Genomic DNA, 20,200 nt, shown 5'->3' with positions numbered 1-20,200 from the left:
TAGCCCATTATCAGAACGAGTAATTTACGCCGACACCTGCATAATGGAATTTATCACTGTCGCCTTCGTCGTGATCCTGCCACTCAAACGCGTATTCCAGCGAAACGGAAAGTCCGTTCTGGAAATCATAACCGTAAAATAAACCTACACGGTTAAAATCATGGCCTTCACGTTCAATATCATCCTGCCAGTCCCAGTTACTCCAGCGATCCAGCCCAATGCGCGTATACGGCGTCACCGAGTGGTTGCCGAGCGTCAGCGGCAAATAGGCGCGAATTTCTTGCGTGGAAAACTCACCGTTATTGCGGCTGTCGTCCATATTGAAGCCGCGCTCGAGATAATAGTTCACTCGCAAGGCAACCGTTTCGTTGAAGGTATATTGCAGACCTGTTTCCGTTTCGACACGGGTATCAGCGTAACCGGTAGTGTTCAGATCGTTGGCAAATTTATACATCGACAACCAACCGTTGAAACGTAAATCGTCAGTCAGTTTCACATCCCAGTCTGGCGCGATTTTCCAGCGCTGCATATTCGCCGTGTCTTTACCCGGTTCATCAACGTAGTGATAACCATAATTACGGAAACCGCCGGTCAGGCCGAAACTGAAATCATCGTTTTCGAGGAACTGATAATGCACCTCCAGCTCCGGGCGATCAAACCACGTTCCACGTTTACCCGCGCTATAATCTACCGGCCCTTCCTGATAATAGGCCAGAGCAATTCTCCACGGCCCGTTGGCGGCATTAAAATAGACTGAAGGCTCCGCCAGCCCATCCATATCTTCGCCATAACCCTCGACGTTTTCTATTTCGTACATCGCGCCGATATTAAAGTGCCAGTCGTTCCTTTCCTCGGCCTGTGCGCAGGCCATTCCCGCACACATCACCAGTGCGGTACAGGGTAATAACTTTTTCATTATTGTTCCTTGTATTATCCTGGGGGAATGCCTTCCCCCTGTATTTAGCGAATTGCTATTTCCGTTTCTGCATCAAAGAAATGACATTTCGTCATATCAAAATGAATAGTGATATTTTCTCCTGCATGATAATCATTTAACGCACCAGCACGGACCACTAACTCGTGCCCCCCAACCGTGGTGTAGAGCATAAATTCCGCACCGGTTAATTCTGCCACGCTAATTTTGGCGGAAATGTTATTTTCCTCTTGCGCGTCCGGATGAATATCTTCCGGTCGTATTCCCATCACGATGGGCTTATGCAAACTTTCCTGTGTTTTCAGAACCGCTAATTTCTCTTCGGGAATGGTTAATTTAAGCGTTTCCGTAACGAATTTATCGCCATCGATCGTGCCGCGAATAAAATTCATCGCTGGTGATCCAATAAATCCGGAAACAAACATATTCGCGGGTTGGTTATAAACGGTTTTCGGCGCACCTACTTGCTGAACAATCCCGTCTTTCATAATCACAATCCGCGTCGCCATGGTCATCGCTTCGGTCTGATCGTGGGTCACGTAGATCATGGTGGTGTTCAGTTTCTGATGCAGCTTGCTGATCTCTGCGCGCATTTGCACGCGCAGCTTGGCATCAAGGTTAGAGAGCGGTTCATCCATTAAAAACACGCCCGCTTCGCGTACAATCGCCCGCCCAAGCGCCACTCGCTGACGTTGCCCGCCGGAAAGCGCCCCCGGCTTACGTTTCAGGTACTCACGCAGGCCGAGAATTTGCGCCGCCCAGTTCACCCGCTCATCAATCACCTCTTTGGCGATTTTTTGCATCTTCAGACCAAACGCCATGTTGTCGTAAACCGTCATATGCGGATACAACGCGTAGTTCTGGAACACCATCGCTATATTGCGTGCTTTGGCTGGAACGTCATTCATTCGTTTGCCGTCGATCAACAGATCGCCGCCGCTGATCTCCTCAAGCCCGGCAATCATGCGCAGGGTGGTCGACTTACCGCAGCCCGACGGGCCGACAAACACGATGAACTCTTTATCGGCAATTTCCAGGTTGAAGTCCTTCACCACATGCACCTGGTTATCGTAGATTTTTTGAATATGTTGTAACGAAAGCTGAGCCATGTTGATTCCTTTGCTATACGTTTTGCCAGAAGGCCGATAACCGCGGCCAGGTGAGTGATTCCGTTGAAGGCAACAGTAATTGCGCCCCGGTTAAGCCCGCGCCGATCCCCACCGAGCGCATACCGCTGGCGTTAATGGCGTCAATGCCCGCCTGCGCATCTTCAATGCCGATACATGCCTGCGGCGGCACGCCCAGCCCTGCACAGGCGGCGAGAAAGATTTCCGGGTCCGGTTTCGAGTTTTTAAGTTGGGAAGCATCCGCGCAGAAGGTGAAAAACTCGCGCAGCTCCAGCGCCGCTAAAATCGTCGGCGCATTCAGGGAGACAGAAGCCAGCCCAACCGAGATCTGCTGTGCACGGAGATCTGCCAGCAAAGAGCGAATGCCGGGTAGAACAGCGTTGACCGTCAACTCGCGTAGTGAGTGGACATAGAGCAGATTTTTGCGATACGCCAGTTGCGCCCTCTCCTGCGAGTTAAAGTCGCCCTCTTTGCCCCCGTGTTGCAGAATGCGCCGCAGAGACTCATCGCGGCTGATCCCTTTTAGGGATTCGTTAAACTGCGCATCAATGCTGATGCCAATTTCAGCGGCAATCTGCTGCCACGCCTGGAAATGCAGATGCGCGGTATCGGTGATTACACCATCCAGATCGAAAATTACCCCTTGCAGTTTCATTCATCCTCCTGATGTTTGGTAGCGGTCCCATTGAAGGGCAAAATAAAATCACCCAAACAGAAAACAGATTCTTCAGCCACGGTTATAAGCTGACCGTTCAAACGCAGTGAAACGGGCGCAGAAGTTCGAATCGCAATACGCTGCGCGTCAAGAGTGACCTGTAATTCGCAGCCCTGCCAGAACAGAGGGAAAGACAACTGTTGCCACTGCTCAGGTAACGCCGGATTGAGATGCAATTCACCGTCACGCACGCTCACCCCGGCAAAACCCTGAATCGCCCCCAGCCAGATAGCGCCAGTTGCGGCAGCATGGATACCATCATCACAACTATGCGGATCAGCACCAAGATCGATTTCAGTCCCCTCGCGCCAGAACTGATAACTTTGGGTCAGCAGGCCACAGCGTGCGGCAACAATGCCGTGGATTGCTTTACTTAATGACGAGTCGTGAATAGTGCGCGGTTCATAAAATTGCAGATTGGCAAGACACGATGCCGCTGAGAACTGCTCCGGCAGCATGTAATTGAGCATCACCACATCAGCTTGTTTGAGGATCTGCATCTCGTTCACTTCTGCGCGTGAATAATCCAGCAGTATGGTTTGCTTCCCCGCCGCCGCTTTGTATTTCGCCAGATTAATCGCCGGCTTAGCCATAAACGAATCATCCTGCGGCAAAACGCCGTCGGGCTGAATTTCTGGCATCCATAGCTCTTTGAGGAACATTTCGGCGCGATGGATAAACGCATCGTCGCTACAGCCGAACTGGCGGGCAATATTCAGCGCCTGTTGAACGTTGTAGCGGGCCATATAGCTGGTGTATGCATTATTATTGACATGTTCGGTATATTCGTCTGGCCCAATAACATCATGAATTTCCAGATGATCGTTAACTCTCACCGCGCGGCTAATCCAGAACTTTGCCGTCTCCAGAAGTAGCGCCATGCCTTCATGAGCAATGAAACTTTCATCCCCCGTTGTCTGCCAGTATTGAATAACCGCCCAGGCGATATCGGCGACCAGATGATGTTCCGCCTGCGCCGAGGCCACTTTTTGCCGCAGCCCGGTGCGAATGTTAATGGCGGCAAATTCCGGCGTCTCTTCTTCGCCGCTGCGCGCGCTTTCCCACGGAAATAGCGCGCCCTGCCAGCCGTTGCGTCGTGCTTTCTCCTGCGCGCCTGGCAAGTTGTGCCAGCGATAACGCAGTAAACTTCGGGCAACCGTTGGATCGCTAAACAGATGGAACGGCAGCAAAAATACTTCTGTATCCCAGAAAACGTGGCCTTTGTAGCCTTCTCCGGTTAAGCCTTTTGCCGCAATACTGCTGCGCTCGTCGTGAGCAGGCGTCATGATGCGCAGATGATAAAGCGCATAATCTAACGCTTGCTGATCGTGCGCATCGCCGCCGTTTACCGTGATACGACGTTTCTGCCACCATTGACGCCAGTTTTCTGTTGATGCTGCAAGAAGTTGGTCGTAACTCTGTTGCGCACACATTTCAAGCTGGCGAAGCGACGCGCTGCCCCACTCGTCTAAAGCAGCTTGCCTGTCATCCCGCCAGTCGATCCACACCAGTTTTTGCAACGTCACTGTCTCGCCCGCATGAAGCTGCGCACTGGTATGTTGCAGTAAACGGCGCTCTTTGGCGGTATAGCATTGCTGCACATCACCGCTCACCTTACAGCAACAGCTGATGGCCACATCACTGCGTCCATCCTGGGTGGTGTAGATCCCCTGCATCAGATGCTGACCAAACACCCGCACCTGGGTTTCGTCGAGATGTTGGCGACCGTGGTTGGTTTGCGTGGCGTCAATGCCTGTTGAAATCAGCACTGACGTGTCGGCGTCCAGTGGAGTAATAGTGATTTCCAGCGCAATGAGCGGGAGTTGGTCTGCCGAAACAAAGCGACGACTGGCGATGGTGTAACCTGCGCCGTTGCTGGTACGCCAGACAACATTGCGGCGTAATTCTCCACTGGCAAAGTCAAGCTCACGCTGCCAGGCTTCGTGGGATAACGAGAAAACCTCACCATTTATGGCAATCTCCATCCCCACCACATCAGGCAAGTTCACCAGTTCGTTGATTTCACCTTTACCCGCCCGATGATAAAGCCCCGCCAGATACATGCCGCGCGTCTGGCGCGTGTAATCTTCTTCATGGCTGGCGCGAAGCCCAAGATAGCCGTTCCCCTGCGCCATCAGCGATGCATACTTGTTCAGGGTATGCTGGCTGAAATGGGGTTCTGATAACGTTACTGGCCTGGTCATAATTCCACACGCGTCCCTGTTTCTGCGGATTGATACAACGCCGCCACCAGTTGCTGGATGATGTACCCCTGCTCGGCGTCGGCTATCATCACGGGCTTGCCCTGTACGTGATTGATAAAGGCTTCCATGCTGCGCAAATGGCGGTTGTCGTCTGCCATTTCCCGTTGCATCAGCGTCATTAATTCACCGTTGTTATCGGTGTAGATATGTGCTGGAAACAGCGTCGCACCAGCTTTATCACCACAAAAGCTGACGTTCATAATCGACTGTTCGCGGATGTTGAGTGCAAATGACGTTTCCAGCCACAGAATGCCGCCGTTATGAAATTCAATGGTGCCAAACAGCGAATCTTCGACGCTGTAAGTTGCCGGATCCCACTCACCAAATTGACCACAGCTCTTTTGCGTGCCGATCTTTTGAAAGCTATGCGCATTCACGCTTTTCACCGCCGGAAAGCCCAGCACATACATCGCAGCATCCAGCATATGAATGCCGATGTCGATCAGCGGGCCACCACCCTGCAGTTCTTTATTGGTAAAGACACCCCAGCCGGGAACGCCGCAGCGACGCAGGGCGCGGGCGGTGGTAACGTAAATCTCTCCCAAAACGCCGTTGGTCACCTGTTCACGCAGCTGTTGCGTATCGAGCGCAAAACGATGGTGAAAGTCGTAGGCCAGCACCTTGCCCAGTTTGCGCGCGGTATCGCACATTTCCCGCGCCTGTTCTGGCGTCATGGCGGGCGGTTTTTCGCACATCACATGGCAGCCCGCTTCCAGTGCCATCAGGGTATGTTCGTAATGAAAACGGTTAGGTGAGCAGACGCTAACCACATCAGGTTTCACCGCCAGCAGCATGGCCTGCGGATCGTCCCACACGGATGCATTCCCGTATTTTTCTGCCAGCGCCTGCGCCTGGGAAAGGCGGCTGTCACAGACAGCCACCAGTTCCAGATCGTTGCGGGTGCAGTAGTACGAAGCATGAACCTTATCCGCCACCTGGCCTGCGCCTATTATCGCGACCCGCAGCGGAGAGCTTGTCATTGCACTTTTCACAAAGACCTCTTAGCAGGTACGCAACCAGGCCAACGAATCACGGTACGCCTGGGCAGGATCTTCCGCCCGGATACGCCCTTCGTACACTACATAGCCCTGATAGTTATCCGCGCGCAGCTGTTCAAACAGCGCGTGGAAATCCAGGGTGCCGCTGCCCGGCTGGTAGCGATGGTTATCCGCAATATGCACATGACCGAGCAGGTCGCGGTTGTCATGCAGCGCCTGCGCCAGGTTATCTTCTTCGATATTCATGTGATAGAAATCGCCGATAATCTGTACATGTTTAAGATCGTTTTCGACGATGTAACGGCGGGCATCGGCGAGGGTGTTGATCATATGATCCTGATAGCGGTTTAACGGTTCGAGATACACCACGGTTCCGGTACGCGCGGCGACCTGTTCCAGTACGCGCAGGGAATCACTCACCATTTTGCGGTCGCCGTCCAGGCTACGCGGCGAGGTCATCGGCGGTAAGCGGAAGGTAAACATGCCCCACGCAGCCGGAACGACGATGCCTTTACCGCCCACTTCTGCCAGCGCTTCGAGAATGCGCTCGATCTGCTTTAAGCCATTAAGACGACGCTCTTCGATAAAGTCTCCAATCCATCCGTCATAGCCACCGCAGGCGGTGGTCACCGGTAAACCGGTTTCTTTGATCGCCGCTTTGACTTCTTCGATGTTGTTAACCAGCAGTTTGCCGTCAATCTCAAAACCATCGAAGCCCATCTCTTTGATATAACGAAATTTCTCCAGAATGTTTTCCGGAAAGAACGCCTGATTCTGTGTGCCGATTTTCATTTTTTTCATTCCTTTGAATTAAAACGTAACGCCCATTTTGATGCTCTGTTCCGGATGCTGGTCGACATACTGCATATAGCTTTCCGGGCTATTGGCAAAGGTCACCACCGGGTCGATTAAATCTTCGCAATTGAGATAACCGTTCATCAGCAGTTCCCAACAGGTTTCTTCAATACGCTTGCGGCTCCAGCGCGGATAATCCGGGTTCGGTTCGCTGCACGCGCGAGAGAAGACAATTTTGGCGTTATTGAAATGCGCTTCGCGTCCGAGGTTAAAACCTTCGGCAAACGGCTTGGCAAACGCGACATAGGAGATGGTGCCGCCATAAGCCAGACCGCGGAGCGCCGATTGCAGCGCGTCGGCGTAGCCGCTGGTTTCGATAATCACATCGGCACCCTGCTTGCCGGTCAGCGTTTTGATCTCTTTACCTACATCAGTGCCGATGGGGTTAAGGCAGAAATCCGCGCCGTGGCGACGGGCAATATCACAGCGATGGGCGATAGGATCGACGCCAATCACCACAGAAGCGCCAGCGCGTTTAGCCAGTTGGATGGCAATTTGACCGATTGCGCCAAGCCCTACCACCACCACAAAATCCCCTACGCGCACGTTGGCATCGCGCACGCCGCTCATGGCAAACTGCGCCGGGTCGTAGCAGACGGCGTTTTTCCAGGAGCTGCCTTGCGGCATTTTGCGCAGCTTGTAGTTATTCACTGCGTTAATGATGACCGTCTCGGAGAGCGGGCCGTAGCCGCATACGCTGTCGCCCACCGCGTAGTCGGTAACGTCGCTGCCGCACTCGATAATGTCGCCAACCACCATGTTGCCAAGCTGGAATTTGCCAAACTCAATGCCGCGCGGCGCATCTGCCGGACGCGGAGTGAACATCTGCCATTCGCCGTTAAAGTCTTCATCAATAAACGGGCTGGCGGCGCGGAAGTCGACCACTTCCGTTCCGTGTTTCGGTGCGCCGAAACGCACGCGGATCTTCACTTCATTAGCTAAAATCGCCCGATCTTCATACTCAACCAGCGCAGCAACACGCGGTGCTGTGGCTACTAACTTTTTCATTTAAAACTCCTTGTAAAGAAACTGGCCGCTTTAGCCCTTCACGCCACCGGCGGTCAAACCACTCTTAATAAAACGTTCCGAAAGCGCATACATAATCACCACCGGCAATGCGGTCACCAGTGAGGCCGCCATCATCCGTCCCCAGATGTAATCTGGCGTACTGAACAGCGCGTTCAGGCCCACCGGTAAGGTGAAATTGCTGGCGCTGGAGAGGAAAATCGACGCAAACAGATAGTCGTTCCACGCCACCATAAAGCAGTAGACGAACACGGATATCAGCCCGGACATCGCCAACGGCACGGTGATGCGGAAGATAATTTGCAGACGGTTGAGGCCATCCATCATCGCCGCTTCTTCGATCTCATCGGGGATGGTGTCGAAGTAGCTTTTCAGCATAAACACGGCGGTGGGCAGAGTTTGCGTCACCATGGTGATGATCAGCGCCATCTCAGTGTCGTAAATGCCAAGCGCGGTGATGATTTTGAAAAGCGGCACCACCAGCAAAATGCCAGAGAACATATACACCGTGTAAAAGCTGGCGTTGATGGTCATCCGACCTTTAAAGCGCAGGCGGGAAAGCGCGTAAGCCCCAAGAATGCCGAGGAATACCGCCACCACGGATGAAACCACAGACACCACCAGACTGTTACGGAAGTAGTCGACAAACGGGAAAATCATCGGGTTAAAAATGTCGACGTAATGCTCCAGCGTCCACTGCTGCGGCAGCAGCGTAGGATGCAGTGAGATCGCCTCTTTCGCGCCCTTGAACGAGGTCATCAGCATCACAAAAAATGGAAACAGCGTGATGATGAGAAACAGCGCCAGCCCGCAGTAAAAACCGATGCGACTGAGTGTGCGTTTATTTGTTGCCATTGAGGTTCACCCGTTTCCTGGTCAGCAGAATGACAGCGAAAATAATGATGAAGAGCACCACCGAGATCGCCGCCGCTTTTCCTAAATCATTAAAGGCAAAGGCGGTTTTGTAGAGATATACACCGAGAATATCGACCTTGGTCGTCAGCAAATAAACATCCGCGAACATGTAGAACATCCAGATGGTGCGCAGTGTCACCACCGTCGCCAGGACCGGCATAATTGCGGGCAGCGTGACGATACGAAACCGTTGCCAGGCATTAGCGCCATCCATCTCTGCCGCTTCGTACAGCGATTTGTCGATGGTCTGCAAAATCGCCAGAAACGAGATAAAGGCATACGGGAAGTAGCGCCAGATGGCGAACAGCACCACCAGCACAAAGCTACTGCCCGGATTATCGAACCACAGCGGTGCCTGCTCATAGAGATGCAGAAGATCGACGCCGAGGTAGTTAACAATGCCGTAGCCGTTGTTGAACATGTATTTCCAGGCGAACACCAGCGAAATGGACGGCGTTACGTAGGAGAGGATCACCAGCGAACGCGCGGTTTTGCGCAGGCGGAACTCGCGGTTGAAAAACATCGCCACCGCCAGCCCGAGCACGGTGCTGCCCGCCACCACCAGCGCGGTATACCAGACCGTCATCCACAGCGAATGCCAGAAGTCGGGATCGGAGAGGATACGCACATAGTTGCTCACCCCAACAAACGTTGACTCGATGTTGGGATTGAGCGGCAGACGTAAAAAACTGATTTCGATATTCGACACCATCGGCCACGCCACCAGACCGCCCAGCAGTAATAAGCTGGGCGCGAGAAGCAGCAGCGCAAAGGGCATATCGGAACGACCTGAAAAAAGCCTGTTCATTGCGGATTCCTGTCCTGGGTTTAGTGCTGTTCGATCAGTTCATCCAGTTTTTTCTGGCTCGCTTGCAGCGTAGTAGAGAGATCGGCTTTACCCACGGTGACGTTATGCACCATTGAACTCACCACGCCAGAACCCGTCACATCACCCATGCGGGTAAAGTTTTTATCCCCTACTGCGCCAAAAACCTGAATATTTGGCAGTTCACCGATTAGCTGATTCGGTAGTTCACCCAGCGCCTTAATAACGTCGTTGTCTTTCCAGGTGGCGGTAGTCACCACCGCTTTATTCACCGGCAGCGCAGCACCTGGCGACATCATCACCCAGTCGGCAATGTTGTCTGCCTGCTCCATAAAGGTGACAAATTTTTCTGCTGCTTCCGTCTCTTCGGTCTTTTGCCCGGCGGTAATGGTCAGCGAGGTCAACATGCCGTAGACCGCAGAGTTTTTCTCGGTTGGCACCACGAAACCGACGTTTTTCGGGTCGCCTTCTTTAATCACAGCCGGAAGGATATAGGTGGAGTAAATCGCCATCGGCGCGGTGCCGTTCATAAAGGCGTCTTTCACTTCCATGATGTCGTTAGAACCCGGCATAGTGTTGGCAGCAAGGTCGCGGTAATAGGTCAGTGCCTGCATCATCTCTGGTGTATCAAGGGTGATTTTGCCTTCGGCGTTAAAGACGTTAGCCTGGTTGGATAACGCAAACTGGGAGAAGGATTGTTCCGTCAACACGCTTTCTGCTGTAGGCAGCGCAATGCCGTATTTTTTATTCGCCGGGTCATTCAGTTTCTGTGCAACGTCCAGCAGCTGTTGCCAGTTTTTCGGCTCCTCAAGCCCCGCTTTTGCCAGCACATCTTTGCGATACCAGATACCGCCAATCCAGGCGCTGACAGGAACACCGGTCCATGCGCTACCATCTTCGGTACGCACAATACGCAGTACGCCATCGTAAAACGCGCCTTCACCAACGTTGCTGATGACTGTGGCAACCGCTTTGCGATCGATAAGCTGCTCTTTGTCCATCACTTTGGCGTAGTCATGGCTGGTTTCGATCACTTCCGGCAGCGAACCGCTACGTGAAAGAGTAATGACTTTAGTGTTATAGGCATCTTCTTCCACGGGCACTTGCTTAACGGTGATGCCAGGGTTTTCTTTTTCAAAACGGGCAATCAATTTACTGATAACGGCCTGGCGCTCCTGCTCCACCGAAGAATGCATAAATTCGATGGATACATTCGTTTTATTTTCTTCTTTACAGCCTGAAATCAGGGCGCATGAAACCAGTGCTGATAACAGCACGATTTTTGATTTAATCATGAGATGTTCCTTTTTATTTAATCCACATAACCTGCCAGGGGCGCAGCGTTATTTCATTACCCAATATATCAACTTCACTAATCAGATCCCGACCATGCAGATTAGTAATATTTACATGCTGAATATTTTTACTGACATTAAACAATCCAGTCAGACAATTACCATCAGCGTTACTTCTTTGAATACGCATTACGGATGAATTAATCGTATCAATGGTAAAATTATTATCCGGATGAAACTCGTTATGGCTGCGACGAAGTGTAATTAAACGCGACAACTCATGATATACCGCATGCCTTAATGTAGCTTCATCGTTCAGTTCTCGGGTTATCTCTTTACTGTGATATTTTTTACGGTTAATCGCACGGTTATATCCGAGTTTTTCGACACCTGCGTAATCATTACGCGAGCCAAGAATACTTTGAATATATATCGCTGGCACACCGGGGAAACTTAACAAAATCGCATGGGCAAGGATAAACCTGGCGCAACGTTCTTCATCGCTACTCTCACGGCGGCTTAACGCATCCATATAGGTCACATTTATTTCATACGGACTGCGTGTACCGTCGGGATTATTTTTCCAGTTTACTAATGCACCTTCCTGCTGTAACGCCTCGACCAGCTCTAATATTTCGCTTTCAGGCAACAAGCCCCGTAGCGGGTTTAGCCCGATGCCATCGTGAGAGGCGAGGAAGTTAAACCAGGTGGTGTTGCTGGAAGGTAGTGTCAGGTTTTGCGCCCACGCACAAAGCGCCTCAACGTTCTGTTTTTGCACCGCATGCAGCACCAGTGGCGGCAGCGAGAACTGGTACACCATATGTGCTTCGTCATCGCCTGCGCCAAAGTAAGCAATGTTGTCTTTATGCGGAACATTGGTCTCGGTAATGATCACTGTACCTGGCGCAACGTTATCAATAATCGACCGTAACAGTTTGATAATCAGATGTGTTTTTTCCAGATGGATGCAGCTTGTTCCCGGCTCTTTCCACATAAAGCCAACGGCATCCAGGCGGACATACTCAGCACCTTTCGCAAGGTAACAGAGTAAAACATCCACCATCGCCAGCAACACTTCAGGGCTACGGTAATTCAGGTCAATTTGATCGTCACTAAAGGTGGTCCATAAATGGCGCGTTGAATGATCGCGCATCTGGAATGGCGTTAATAACGGTAACGCACGCGGGCGAGTGACGGCGCTGAGATCGGTTTGCGGGTCAACGGCAATAAAAAAATCTTCAAAACCTGGATGCTGTTGTAAATAGTTTTTAAACCATTCACTTTTTGCCGACATATGGTTGCAGACAAAATCAAACATTAAATGACTGCATTCACCGAGTTGCTGAATATCCTGCCACTCCCCCGCTTCACTGGCGACCTGATGATAATCAATTACCGAAAAGCCATCATCAGATGACCATGGATAAGACGGCAACAAATGAACATGTGAAAAAATGCTTTGCAGCCATTGATGGTAAAACTGATTAAATGTGGGTAATGGTTTTAAATCATTGCTGTGAAATTGATCGGCATAGGTAATTAACACGACATCACTTTCATCCCAGTGTTTTTTACGTCGCTGTGTAATTAATCGTTTCGCACTCTCAAGACGCGTTACAAGTTTCTGTAAATGAGTTGCGGTAAATGTTCCACCGTAGATTTCGTCCAGGTAATCCGTAATTTTCTGTTTCATGTTGCCTTTCCGTGGTAGCGGTCCCATGAAACGAGAGACTACTCCGCAGAAAATAAACTGTCAATTGAGCACAAGGGTTTTAGTCACGCAGGAAATCATTTTTTACCAGGGAAAAAGCGTATTTGTGAGCTGACGCAAATAATCTATGGGGATGTAAATAAGGTGTGACAGAAAAAAAAACGGCGCATAAGCGCCGCTCATGGTGAATTCTTTTAACCTTTGACCTTCGGCATTGCGATGTCTTTCAGGCCACCGGCGTTCTCAACGTGGGTATATCCCATCTCGCTAAGGATCTCTTTTGCTTGCCCTGACTGGCGTCCGGCATTGCAATACACTTTCACGGTGTCGTTTTTATCCGGAACGGCGGTGGCAATGCGCTCTTTCACTTCCTTCAGGGGAATATTGATGGCCCCCTGAACGTGCTCTTGCTGATACTGCTCTGGAACACGAACATCGATCCAGTGTTCAGCGGCGAAAACGGGCAGTGAAAACACCAGTGCCAGAGCAAGTAAGCCTTTTTTAAACATGTAAGCGTCCTTCTATGGATGAAAATTGCCATCCATTATACGCCTGAGATTTAACAATTTTTGCGAAACTCCCCTCACCTTTTATAACGCTGTGCCAGTTTATTAGCAGCCCGACTTAACAGCGGTTCCAGCGCCACAGCCAGCAACATTTTCAGCGGTCGGCGAGCAACTGATTTTATCGCCCAGCCCGCCACACCCGCCGGGCCATAGCGCAGTGCGGTAAGAAGTACCAGCTTGCCTGCTAATTTGAAACCAGGCTTTACCTTTTGCCCGGCCTGTTGCCAGCGAGTATTCATAACTTTCCTCACAGTTGACGGAAACGGCTACGTAACGTGAAAGTATCGGAAGTGACATAACGTTCCATCTCGCGTAAACGCGTTTCACTTGCCGCCAGTTCACGGTCGACTTCATCCAGCAATTCGCTGCTGGAAGGTAGCTGCTCACCAAAGGCCATGTTGTCCGGCATTGGATCAAGCGCAAATGACAAAATGATGTAAGCAACCAGGGTAAACAGCGCCAGACCGAAGAAAATCGACAGCACCACCAGGATACGCACCAGTTTTACCGGTACATCAAAATAGTTGGCAATCCCGGCGCAGACGCCGCGGACCATGCCCTGCTGTGGAATACGCCATAATTTTTTATTGAGATTAATGCCCGCCATTAGCGATCCCTCCAGTTCGGATGTTCTGCATCAAGAATAGATTCCAGCGCCTGAATACGTTCGCGCATCCGTTTTGCTTCATCAGCCAGTTGCGCTAATCGCTGCTGCTCACTTTGCGACAATTCACTGCGACCAGAACGATTGCTGTAATGCAGCCATAACCAGATCGGTAAAACAAACAGCACAAAAATGGTTAACGGAATAGCCAGAAATAGCGCGCTCATAAGTACTCCTTAGACGATGAGCGGCGGCGCGTTCGGACGCCGCCTGGATGTTATTATTGATTGTCTTGCTTCATTTTGGCTTTTAATTGTGCCAGTTGTTCGCTGATTGCATCATCGGCTTTCAGTTCGGCAAACTGATCGTCCAGCGATTTTTGTTTACCGAAGCTGTGGCTTTCTGCTTCCGCTTCCATCTGGTCAATACGACGTTCGAAAGATTCGAAACGAGCCATTGCTTCATCCAGTTTGCCACTGTCCAGCTGACGACGCACATCGCGCGACGAGTTTGCCGCCTGATGACGTAACATCAATGCCTGCTGGCGAGCGCGTGTTTCGCTCAATTTGTTTTCCAGCTCGCCAATCTCTTTCTTCATGCGTGCCAGCGTATCGTCCACCAGCGTCACTTCATGTTCCAGGGACTTAATCAGATCGGTCAGTTTCTGTTTTTCAATTAACGCTGCACGTGCCAGATCCTCTCTCTCTTTCAGCAGCGCCAGTTCGGCTTTTTCCTGCCATTCAACCTCACGCGCCGACGCTTGTTCAATACGGCGAGTCAGCTGTTTCTTTTCTGCCAACGCGCGCGCCGAAGTAGAACGTACTTCAACCAGTGTATCTTCCATCTCCTGGATCATCAGACGAACCAGTTTCTGTGGATCTTCCGCTTTCTCTAACAGAGCGTTGATGTTGGCATTCACGATGTCGGCAAAGCGAGAAAAAATACCCATAATGTTGTCCTCTTGATTTCTGCGTTCAGGATTGTCCTGCTGAACTGTTAATACAATTTGCGTGCCAATTTTTTATCTTTTTGATTTATAAAGATCTGATTGAAGAACCAACAGCAACATGCCAGGATGAGTTAGCGAATTACACTAACAAGTGGCGAATTTCATCATGGCAGAATACAAAGATAATTTACTTGGTGAGGCGAACAGCTTTCTCGAAGTGCTGGAACAGGTTTCGCATCTCGCACCGCTGGACAAACCGGTGCTCATCATCGGCGAACGCGGCACCGGTAAAGAGCTGATTGCCAGCCGCCTGCATTATCTCTCCTCCCGTTGGCAAGGGCCGTTTATTTCCCTTAACTGCGCGGCGTTAAATGAAAATCTGCTGGATTCCGAACTGTTTGGTCACGAAGCGGGGGCGTTTACCGGTGCGCAAAAACGTCATCCAGGGAGATTTGAACGTGCCGACGGCGGTACGCTATTTCTTGATGAACTCGCTACGGCACCGATGATGGTGCAGGAGAAATTATTGCGCGTGATTGAGTACGGTGAACTGGAGCGCGTTGGCGGCAGCCAGCCATTGCAGGTGAATGTGCGGTTGGTATGCGCGACGAATGCCGATCTCCCGGCGATGGTCAATGAAGGCACTTTTCGCGCTGACCTGCTCGACCGACTGGCTTTTGATGTTGTACAACTGCCACCACTGCGCGAGCGCGAAAGCGACATAATGTTGATGGCAGAATACTTTGCCATCCAGATGTGTCGGGAAATCAAGCTGCCTCTGTTCCCGGGGTTTACGGAGCGCGCCAGAGAAACATTGCTGAATTATCGTTGGCCGGGAAATATTCGTGAATTGAAAAACGTGGTGGAACGTTCAGTGTATCGCCACGGCACCAGCGATTATCCGCTTGATGACATCATTATTGATCCCTTTAAACGGCGTCCGCCTGAAGACGCTATCGCCGTTTCAGAAACCACCTCGCTTCCAACACTGCCGCTGGATTTACGTGAGTTTCAGATGCAGCAGGAAAAAGAGTTGCTGCAACTCAGTTTGCAACAAGGGAAATATAACCAGAAGCGCGCGGCTGAATTACTGGGGTTAACTTATCATCAGTTCCGCGCGTTGTTGAAAAAGCACCAGATTTAGCGAAGTTGAGCAATACAACTTGCCGGATGCGGCGTGAATGCTTTATTCGGCATACATAATCAATACGTCGTTTGCAGGCCTGATAAGCGCAGCGCATCAGACATTATTGCGTTGGGCTATTAATCGCTCAGCGCATCCTGCAAAATTTTCATTGCCGCATCGAATTGCGCATCCGGGATGGTCAGCGGATACAGGAAGCGAATCACGTTGCCGTATGCGCCACAGGTCAGCAGGAGCAGCCCCTGCGCCAGCGCGCGTTGCTGGATTTTCTGTGCAATCGCCGCTGACGGCTCGCCCGTTTGCGGATCGTTAAACTCTACCGCAATCATCGACCCCAGGCCGCGTACCGCAGCAATGGCCGGAACGCTTTCTTTGGCATCAATCAACGTGTTTTTGAGACGCTGGCCCAGTTGATTCGCGCGTTCGCAGAGTGATTCATTGTCGATAATATTGAGCACCGCGTGCGCGGCAGCCACCGCCAGCGGGTTACCGGCGTAGGTGCCGCCAAGCCCGCCCGGCGCGGGTGCGTCCATAATATTCGCGTTACCGACCACGCCCGAAAGCGGCATCCCGCCCGCGAGGCTTTTCGCCATCGTCATTAAATCCGGCTTATCGGCGTAATGATCCATGGCAAACAGCTTACCGGTACGCGCAAAGCCGCTTTGCACTTCATCAGCAATCATCACAATACCGTGCTCGTCGCACAGGCGGCGAATAGCGGCAACCAGCTCTTTTGGCGCAACGTTGAAACCGCCCTCGCCCTGCACCGGTTCGAAAATAATCGCCGCCACCTGCTTCGCTTCGATGTCTGATTTAAACAAGCGTTCGATGGCGTCGAGGGAGTCCTGTGTTGAAATGCCGTGTAAATCTGACGGATAAGGTACGTGATACACCGAACCAGGGAACGGGCCGAAGCCGATTTTGTACGGCGCAACTTTTCCGGTCAGCGCCATGGTCATATACGTACGACCGTGAAAGCCGCCGCTAAACGCAATCACGCCAGGGCGTCCGGTATGGGCGCGAGCAATTTTCACCGCGTTTTCCACCGCTTCCGCACCGGTGGTGAAGAACGCGGTTTTGGCCTGCCCGCTCACCGGGGCAAGGGCGTTGATTTTCTCCGCCAGGGTGACGTAGCTTTCATACGGCACAATCTGATACGCGGTGTGGGTAAACTGTTGCAGTTGCTGCTCCACCGCCGCGACCAGATCAGGGTGGCGATGCCCGGTATTCAGCACCGCAATGCCTGCGGCGAAATCGATGTACTCGTTGCCCTCAACATCCTTCAGCGTAGCGTTTTCAGCCGACTGGGCGAAGAAGTTACACATCACGCCAACCCCGCGCGGGGTGGCAGAAAGACGACGCTGATGGAATTCATTGTTGCTCATGTTTCACACCTTTTGACTCTTCACTGTTAATCGGAAATTAAACGCCCAGACGATCGCGCAGGCTGTAATACGCCGCGCCCATCGCGGTAAACGGTACGCGCAGCGTGCGCCCGCCGGGGAACGGGTAATGCGGCAGATTGGCGAAGGCATCGAAACGTTCGGCGTCGCCGCGCAGCAGTTCGGCAATCAAACGTCCGGCGAGATGAGTACAGGTGACGCCGTGGCCGCTGTAGCCCTGCATGTAATAGATGTTGGTATCGAGGCGACCAAACTGCGGCATACGCGACAGGGTCAGCAGGAAGTTGCCCGTCCAGCGATAGTCGATTTTCACGCCCTTCAACTGCGGGAAGGTTTTCAGCAGTTTCGGCACCACAAGACGCTCAACGTCATCCGGGTCGCGCGCGCCATACACTACGCCGCCGCCGTACAGCAGGCGGTTATCGGCGGTAAGACGGTAGTAATCAAGCAGATAATTACAGTCTTCCACGCAGTAGTTTTTCGGGATCAGCGAACGGGCTAAATCTTCCGACAGCCGCTCGGTGGTGATCACCTGCGTACCGCATGGCATGCTGCGTTTCGCCAGCTCCGGCTCCACTTTATCGCCCAGGTACGCATTCCCGGCGACAATCACATACTTCGCCGTCACCTGACCTTTGGCAGTACGCACCACGGCGGGCGTGGTGTGCTGGATCTGCGTGACCGCAGAAAGCTCATACACGCGCCCGCCGTTCAGGCGGATGGCATCGGCTTCACCAATGGCGAGGTTTAGCGGGTGAATATGCCCACCGCTGTGATCCAGCAGCGCACCAGTGTAGCGATCGCTGGCTACTTCACGGCGAATGGCGTTAGCGTCCAGCAGCTCCAGCTGTTTATTGCCGTAGCGTTCCCAGTTCTCTTTCTGCTCTTCGAGTGTGGCGAGCTGTTTATCATTCATCGCCACAAACAGGCCGCCGGGGCGGTAGTCGCAGTCAATCTGATAGCGTTTGATACGTTCGCGGATGATCTCGCCACCCTCGAACATCATGCTGCCGAGCATACGGGCGGTGTCCATGCCGTAGCTTTTTTCGATCACGTCGATGTCGCGGCTGTAGGAGTTCACAAGTTGCCCGCCATTGCGCCCGCTTGCGCCAAAGCCGATGCGTGAGGCTTCGAGAACCACTACGTCAAAGCCCGCTTCCGCCAGATGCAGCGCGGAGGAGAGCCCGGTATAGCCGCCGCCAACCACGCAAACGTCGCAGGTGATTGACTCATTCAGTGTGTCGAATGGTGCATATTTATTCGCACTGGCGGCGTAGTAACTGCTGGTATGTTCGGTCATTTCAGGCCTCCAGGCTTATCCAGATGGTTTTCAGTTCAGTGAATTTTTCAAGGGCATGCAGGGATTTGTCGCGACCGTTGCCGCTCTGCTTATAGCCGCCAAACGGCACGGTCATATCGCCGTCGTTGTAGTTATTGACGAAGACGGAACCGGCTTTCAGGCGTCGGCTCATGCGGTGCGCGCGGGAGAGGTCGCGCGTCCATACCGCCGCGCCAAGGCCGTACTGGCTGTCGTTGGCAAGCTGTAGCGCCTGTTCTTCTGATGTGAAACGCGTGACCACCAGCACCGGACCGAAAATCTCTTCGCGACTTAAGGACGCATTCGGGTCCACATCCACAAAGATGGTCGGGCCGATGGCGGCAGCCAGCCCGGCGTTACGGCCATCCAACAACAGTTGCCCTTTGCTTTCGCCTTCCCGAATAAAGCTATGGACCGAGTCGGCGTGGGCGCAGTCGATTAAGGTGCCCATGGTGGTTGCGGGATCAAGTGGATGGCCCGGCTGCCAGTTTTGCGCCTGCTGTTTTAACAGGGCTAAGAATTCATCGGCGATGCTCTCTTCCAGCAACAGGCGCGTTCCGGCGATGCACACCTGTCCCTGGTTGTAGAAAATGCCTGCTGCGGTGGCGCTTGCCGCCTGTTGCAAATCCGGGCAGTCAGCGAAAACGATGTTGGCGCTTTTGCCGCCCGCTTCCAGCCAGACGCGTTTCATGTTGCTGTCGCCCGCATCTTTCAGCAGCTGTTTCCCGGTACGGGTTGAACCGGTAAAGGCAATGGCGTCGATATCGTTATGACGCGACAGCGCCTGCCCGGCTTCATGACCAAAACCCGTCACCACGTTCAACACACCATCCGGCAAGCCTGCTTCTTTCGCCAGCCCCGCGAGACGAATCGCACTGAGCGGTGATTTTTCAGACGGTTTTAGAATCACGCTGTTTCCCGCCGCCAGCGCCGGGCCGAGTTTCCAGCAAGTCAGCAACAGCGGGAAGTTCCACGGCACGATGGCGGCAATCACGCCGACCGGTTCACGCACGATCATCGCCAGCTCATGGCTACTGGTGGTCGCCACTTCGCCATACACTTTGTCGATCGCTTCGGCGTACCAGCGAATGGCGCGCGCCGCGCCGGGAATATCATCACGCAGACTGTGACGAATCGGTTTGCCGGTGTCGAGAGTTTCCAGCAGTGCCAGCTCTTCGGCGTGGGCTTCCATTAAATCGGCGAGTTTATTCAGTACCGCTTTACGTTTAGCCGGAGAAGAGAGTGACCAGTCGCCGCGTTCAAATACGCCGCGTGCTGCGCTCATCGCACGGTCGATATCGACGCTCTTGCCGCGGGCAATTTTCGCCAGCGGTGCCTGGGTGACCGGATCAACGGTTTCAAAGGTTTCATTTTCCGCCGCAGCAGTATATTCACCGTTAATAAATAAGCGGTTTTCAATGGCGAGACTTAACGCTTTATCCTGCCAGTAAGCCAGATGATGAAAATTCATTATGACTCCTGTTTCACGTCTATCAGATATATGCAGTTTGTGAACGTCAGGGCGCAGAGATCCCCGGGCCGTATGCCCG

20 protein-coding genes are annotated in these 20,200 nt (G+C 52.4%); 1 reads left to right on the top strand and 19 read right to left on the bottom strand.

Going from position 1 to position 20,200, the window contains the following annotated elements; genetic code table 11:
* Nucleotides 1-10 precede the first annotated feature (10 nt).
* From ompG to pspA, 16 genes are all read right to left on the bottom strand, one after another.
* Entirely contained in the window at nucleotides 11-916 is a 906-nt protein-coding gene (ompG, locus tag K0778_RS01360) for a monomeric porin OmpG (RefSeq protein WP_000735257.1), read from the bottom strand.
* Between the two features lie 44 nt (nucleotides 917-960).
* Nucleotides 961-2,043 (bottom strand): ABC transporter ATP-binding protein, encoded by a 1,083-nt coding sequence (locus K0778_RS01355; RefSeq protein ID WP_000057985.1) that lies wholly within the window; start codon nucleotides 2,041-2,043, stop codon nucleotides 961-963.
* A gap of 13 nt (nucleotides 2,044-2,056) precedes the next feature.
* Nucleotides 2,057-2,716, bottom strand: coding sequence for a beta-phosphoglucomutase (gene pgmB / locus K0778_RS01350; RefSeq protein ID WP_000775794.1), 660 nt, complete (start codon nucleotides 2,714-2,716; stop codon nucleotides 2,057-2,059).
* Entirely contained in the window at nucleotides 2,713-4,980 is a 2,268-nt protein-coding gene (gene ycjT, locus K0778_RS01345; RefSeq protein WP_063084840.1) for a kojibiose phosphorylase, read from the bottom strand. The genes pgmB and ycjT overlap by 4 nt, the downstream gene beginning before the upstream one ends.
* Nucleotides 4,977-6,032, bottom strand: a complete 1,056-nt coding sequence (locus K0778_RS01340) for a Gfo/Idh/MocA family protein (RefSeq protein WP_001300711.1) — start codon at nucleotides 6,030-6,032, stop codon at nucleotides 4,977-4,979. Before K0778_RS01340 ends, ycjT begins: the two co-directional genes overlap by 4 nt.
* Before the next feature lie 9 nt (nucleotides 6,033-6,041).
* Nucleotides 6,042-6,830 (bottom strand): sugar phosphate isomerase/epimerase, encoded by a 789-nt coding sequence (locus tag K0778_RS01335; RefSeq protein ID WP_000690229.1) that lies wholly within the window; start codon nucleotides 6,828-6,830, stop codon nucleotides 6,042-6,044.
* Nucleotides 6,831-6,848: 18 nt separating this feature from the next.
* Nucleotides 6,849-7,901, bottom strand: a complete 1,053-nt coding sequence (locus tag K0778_RS01330; protein WP_000737347.1) for a zinc-binding alcohol dehydrogenase — start codon at nucleotides 7,899-7,901, stop codon at nucleotides 6,849-6,851.
* Nucleotides 7,902-7,931: 30 nt separating this feature from the next.
* Nucleotides 7,932-8,774, bottom strand: coding sequence for a carbohydrate ABC transporter permease (locus K0778_RS01325; RefSeq protein ID WP_000224659.1), 843 nt, complete (start codon nucleotides 8,772-8,774; stop codon nucleotides 7,932-7,934).
* On the bottom strand, nucleotides 8,761-9,642 hold the full coding sequence (locus K0778_RS01320; protein WP_001080778.1) for a carbohydrate ABC transporter permease: 882 nt from the start codon (nucleotides 9,640-9,642) through the stop codon (nucleotides 8,761-8,763). The genes K0778_RS01325 and K0778_RS01320 overlap by 14 nt, the downstream gene beginning before the upstream one ends.
* A 20-nt stretch (nucleotides 9,643-9,662) precedes the next feature.
* Complete coding sequence (locus K0778_RS01315) at nucleotides 9,663-10,955, bottom strand: ABC transporter substrate-binding protein (RefSeq protein WP_000597460.1); 1,293 nt, start codon at nucleotides 10,953-10,955, stop codon at nucleotides 9,663-9,665.
* 13 nt (nucleotides 10,956-10,968) lie between these two features.
* Complete coding sequence (gene ycjM, locus K0778_RS01310; RefSeq protein ID WP_063084841.1) at nucleotides 10,969-12,648, bottom strand: glucosylglycerate phosphorylase; 1,680 nt, start codon at nucleotides 12,646-12,648, stop codon at nucleotides 10,969-10,971.
* A gap of 212 nt (nucleotides 12,649-12,860) precedes the next feature.
* The gene (gene pspE / locus K0778_RS01305; RefSeq protein WP_000473109.1) at nucleotides 12,861-13,175 is read right to left on the bottom strand and encodes a thiosulfate sulfurtransferase PspE; all 315 of its coding nucleotides are present in this window, start codon (nucleotides 13,173-13,175) and stop codon (nucleotides 12,861-12,863) included.
* A gap of 74 nt (nucleotides 13,176-13,249) precedes the next feature.
* Nucleotides 13,250-13,471 carry a phage shock protein PspD gene (pspD, locus tag K0778_RS01300; RefSeq protein ID WP_001295585.1) on the bottom strand — a complete coding sequence of 74 codons (222 nt, stop codon included), beginning with the start codon at nucleotides 13,469-13,471 and terminating at the stop codon, nucleotides 13,250-13,252.
* 8 nt (nucleotides 13,472-13,479) lie between these two features.
* Entirely contained in the window at nucleotides 13,480-13,839 is a 360-nt protein-coding gene (pspC, locus tag K0778_RS01295) for an envelope stress response membrane protein PspC (protein WP_000907387.1), read from the bottom strand.
* Entirely contained in the window at nucleotides 13,839-14,063 is a 225-nt protein-coding gene (gene pspB, locus K0778_RS01290; RefSeq protein WP_001274963.1) for an envelope stress response membrane protein PspB, read from the bottom strand. The genes pspC and pspB overlap by 1 nt, the downstream gene beginning before the upstream one ends.
* A 53-nt stretch (nucleotides 14,064-14,116) precedes the next feature.
* Nucleotides 14,117-14,785, bottom strand: a complete 669-nt coding sequence (gene pspA / locus K0778_RS01285; protein ID WP_000511025.1) for a phage shock protein PspA — start codon at nucleotides 14,783-14,785, stop codon at nucleotides 14,117-14,119.
* Between the two features lie 166 nt (nucleotides 14,786-14,951).
* Between pspA and pspF the strand changes: the two genes are divergently transcribed.
* Complete coding sequence (gene pspF / locus K0778_RS01280; RefSeq protein ID WP_001301108.1) at nucleotides 14,952-15,929, top strand: phage shock protein operon transcriptional activator; 978 nt, start codon at nucleotides 14,952-14,954, stop codon at nucleotides 15,927-15,929.
* Nucleotides 15,930-16,048: 119 nt separating this feature from the next.
* Here pspF and puuE read toward each other — a convergent pair whose 3' ends face one another.
* The 3 genes from puuE to puuC are packed head-to-tail and all read right to left on the bottom strand — an operon-like array spanning nucleotide 16,049 to nucleotide 20,121.
* Nucleotides 16,049-17,314: a 4-aminobutyrate transaminase gene (gene puuE, locus K0778_RS01275; RefSeq protein WP_063084842.1), complete on the bottom strand. Its 1,266-nt coding sequence runs from the start codon at nucleotides 17,312-17,314 to the stop codon at nucleotides 16,049-16,051.
* Nucleotides 17,315-17,351: 37 nt separating this feature from the next.
* Complete coding sequence (gene puuB / locus K0778_RS01270) at nucleotides 17,352-18,632, bottom strand: gamma-glutamylputrescine oxidase (RefSeq protein WP_000134870.1); 1,281 nt, start codon at nucleotides 18,630-18,632, stop codon at nucleotides 17,352-17,354.
* 1 nt (nucleotide 18,633) lies between these two features.
* The gene (gene puuC / locus K0778_RS01265) at nucleotides 18,634-20,121 is read right to left on the bottom strand and encodes an aldehyde dehydrogenase PuuC (protein ID WP_001009090.1); all 1,488 of its coding nucleotides are present in this window, start codon (nucleotides 20,119-20,121) and stop codon (nucleotides 18,634-18,636) included.
* Nucleotides 20,122-20,200 lie beyond the last annotated feature (79 nt).

Origin of the sequence: Escherichia sp. XD33, assembly GCF_019375075.1 — a bacterium.
Taxonomy (GTDB): Bacteria; Pseudomonadota; Gammaproteobacteria; order Enterobacterales; family Enterobacteriaceae; genus Enterobacter; species Enterobacter flexneri_A.
Note: the sequence above shows the minus strand (reverse complement) of the source record. Positions and strands in the feature narration are given on the sequence as shown.

Excerpts from the sequence above, each read along its gene's own strand:
- ompG (WP_000735257.1), bottom strand. The coding sequence starts at position 916 with ATGAAAAAGTTATTACCCTGTACCGCACTGGTGATGTGTGCGGGAATG.
- K0778_RS01355 (WP_000057985.1), bottom strand. The coding sequence starts at position 2,043 with ATGGCTCAGCTTTCGTTACAACATATTCAAAAAATCTACGATAACCAG.
- pgmB (WP_000775794.1), bottom strand. The coding sequence starts at position 2,716 with ATGAAACTGCAAGGGGTAATTTTCGATCTGGATGGTGTAATCACCGAT.
- ycjT (WP_063084840.1), bottom strand. The coding sequence starts at position 4,980 with ATGACCAGGCCAGTAACGTTATCAGAACCCCATTTCAGCCAGCATACC.
- K0778_RS01335 (WP_000690229.1), bottom strand. The coding sequence starts at position 6,830 with ATGAAAATCGGCACACAGAATCAGGCGTTCTTTCCGGAAAACATTCTG.
- K0778_RS01330 (WP_000737347.1), bottom strand. The coding sequence starts at position 7,901 with ATGAAAAAGTTAGTAGCCACAGCACCGCGTGTTGCTGCGCTGGTTGAG.
- K0778_RS01325 (WP_000224659.1), bottom strand. The coding sequence starts at position 8,774 with ATGGCAACAAATAAACGCACACTCAGTCGCATCGGTTTTTACTGCGGG.
- K0778_RS01320 (WP_001080778.1), bottom strand. The coding sequence starts at position 9,642 with ATGAACAGGCTTTTTTCAGGTCGTTCCGATATGCCCTTTGCGCTGCTG.
- K0778_RS01315 (WP_000597460.1), bottom strand. The coding sequence starts at position 10,955 with ATGATTAAATCAAAAATCGTGCTGTTATCAGCACTGGTTTCATGCGCC.
- ycjM (WP_063084841.1), bottom strand. The coding sequence starts at position 12,648 with ATGAAACAGAAAATTACGGATTACCTGGACGAAATCTACGGTGGAACA.
- pspE (WP_000473109.1), bottom strand. The coding sequence starts at position 13,175 with ATGTTTAAAAAAGGCTTACTTGCTCTGGCACTGGTGTTTTCACTGCCC.
- pspD (WP_001295585.1), bottom strand. The coding sequence starts at position 13,471 with ATGAATACTCGCTGGCAACAGGCCGGGCAAAAGGTAAAGCCTGGTTTC.
- pspC (WP_000907387.1), bottom strand. The coding sequence starts at position 13,839 with ATGGCGGGCATTAATCTCAATAAAAAATTATGGCGTATTCCACAGCAG.
- pspB (WP_001274963.1), bottom strand. The coding sequence starts at position 14,063 with ATGAGCGCGCTATTTCTGGCTATTCCGTTAACCATTTTTGTGCTGTTT.
- pspA (WP_000511025.1), bottom strand. The coding sequence starts at position 14,785 with ATGGGTATTTTTTCTCGCTTTGCCGACATCGTGAATGCCAACATCAAC.
- pspF (WP_001301108.1), top strand. The coding sequence starts at position 14,952 with ATGGCAGAATACAAAGATAATTTACTTGGTGAGGCGAACAGCTTTCTC.
- puuE (WP_063084842.1), bottom strand. The coding sequence starts at position 17,314 with ATGAGCAACAATGAATTCCATCAGCGTCGTCTTTCTGCCACCCCGCGC.
- puuB (WP_000134870.1), bottom strand. The coding sequence starts at position 18,632 with ATGACCGAACATACCAGCAGTTACTACGCCGCCAGTGCGAATAAATAT.
- puuC (WP_001009090.1), bottom strand. The coding sequence starts at position 20,121 with ATGAATTTTCATCATCTGGCTTACTGGCAGGATAAAGCGTTAAGTCTC.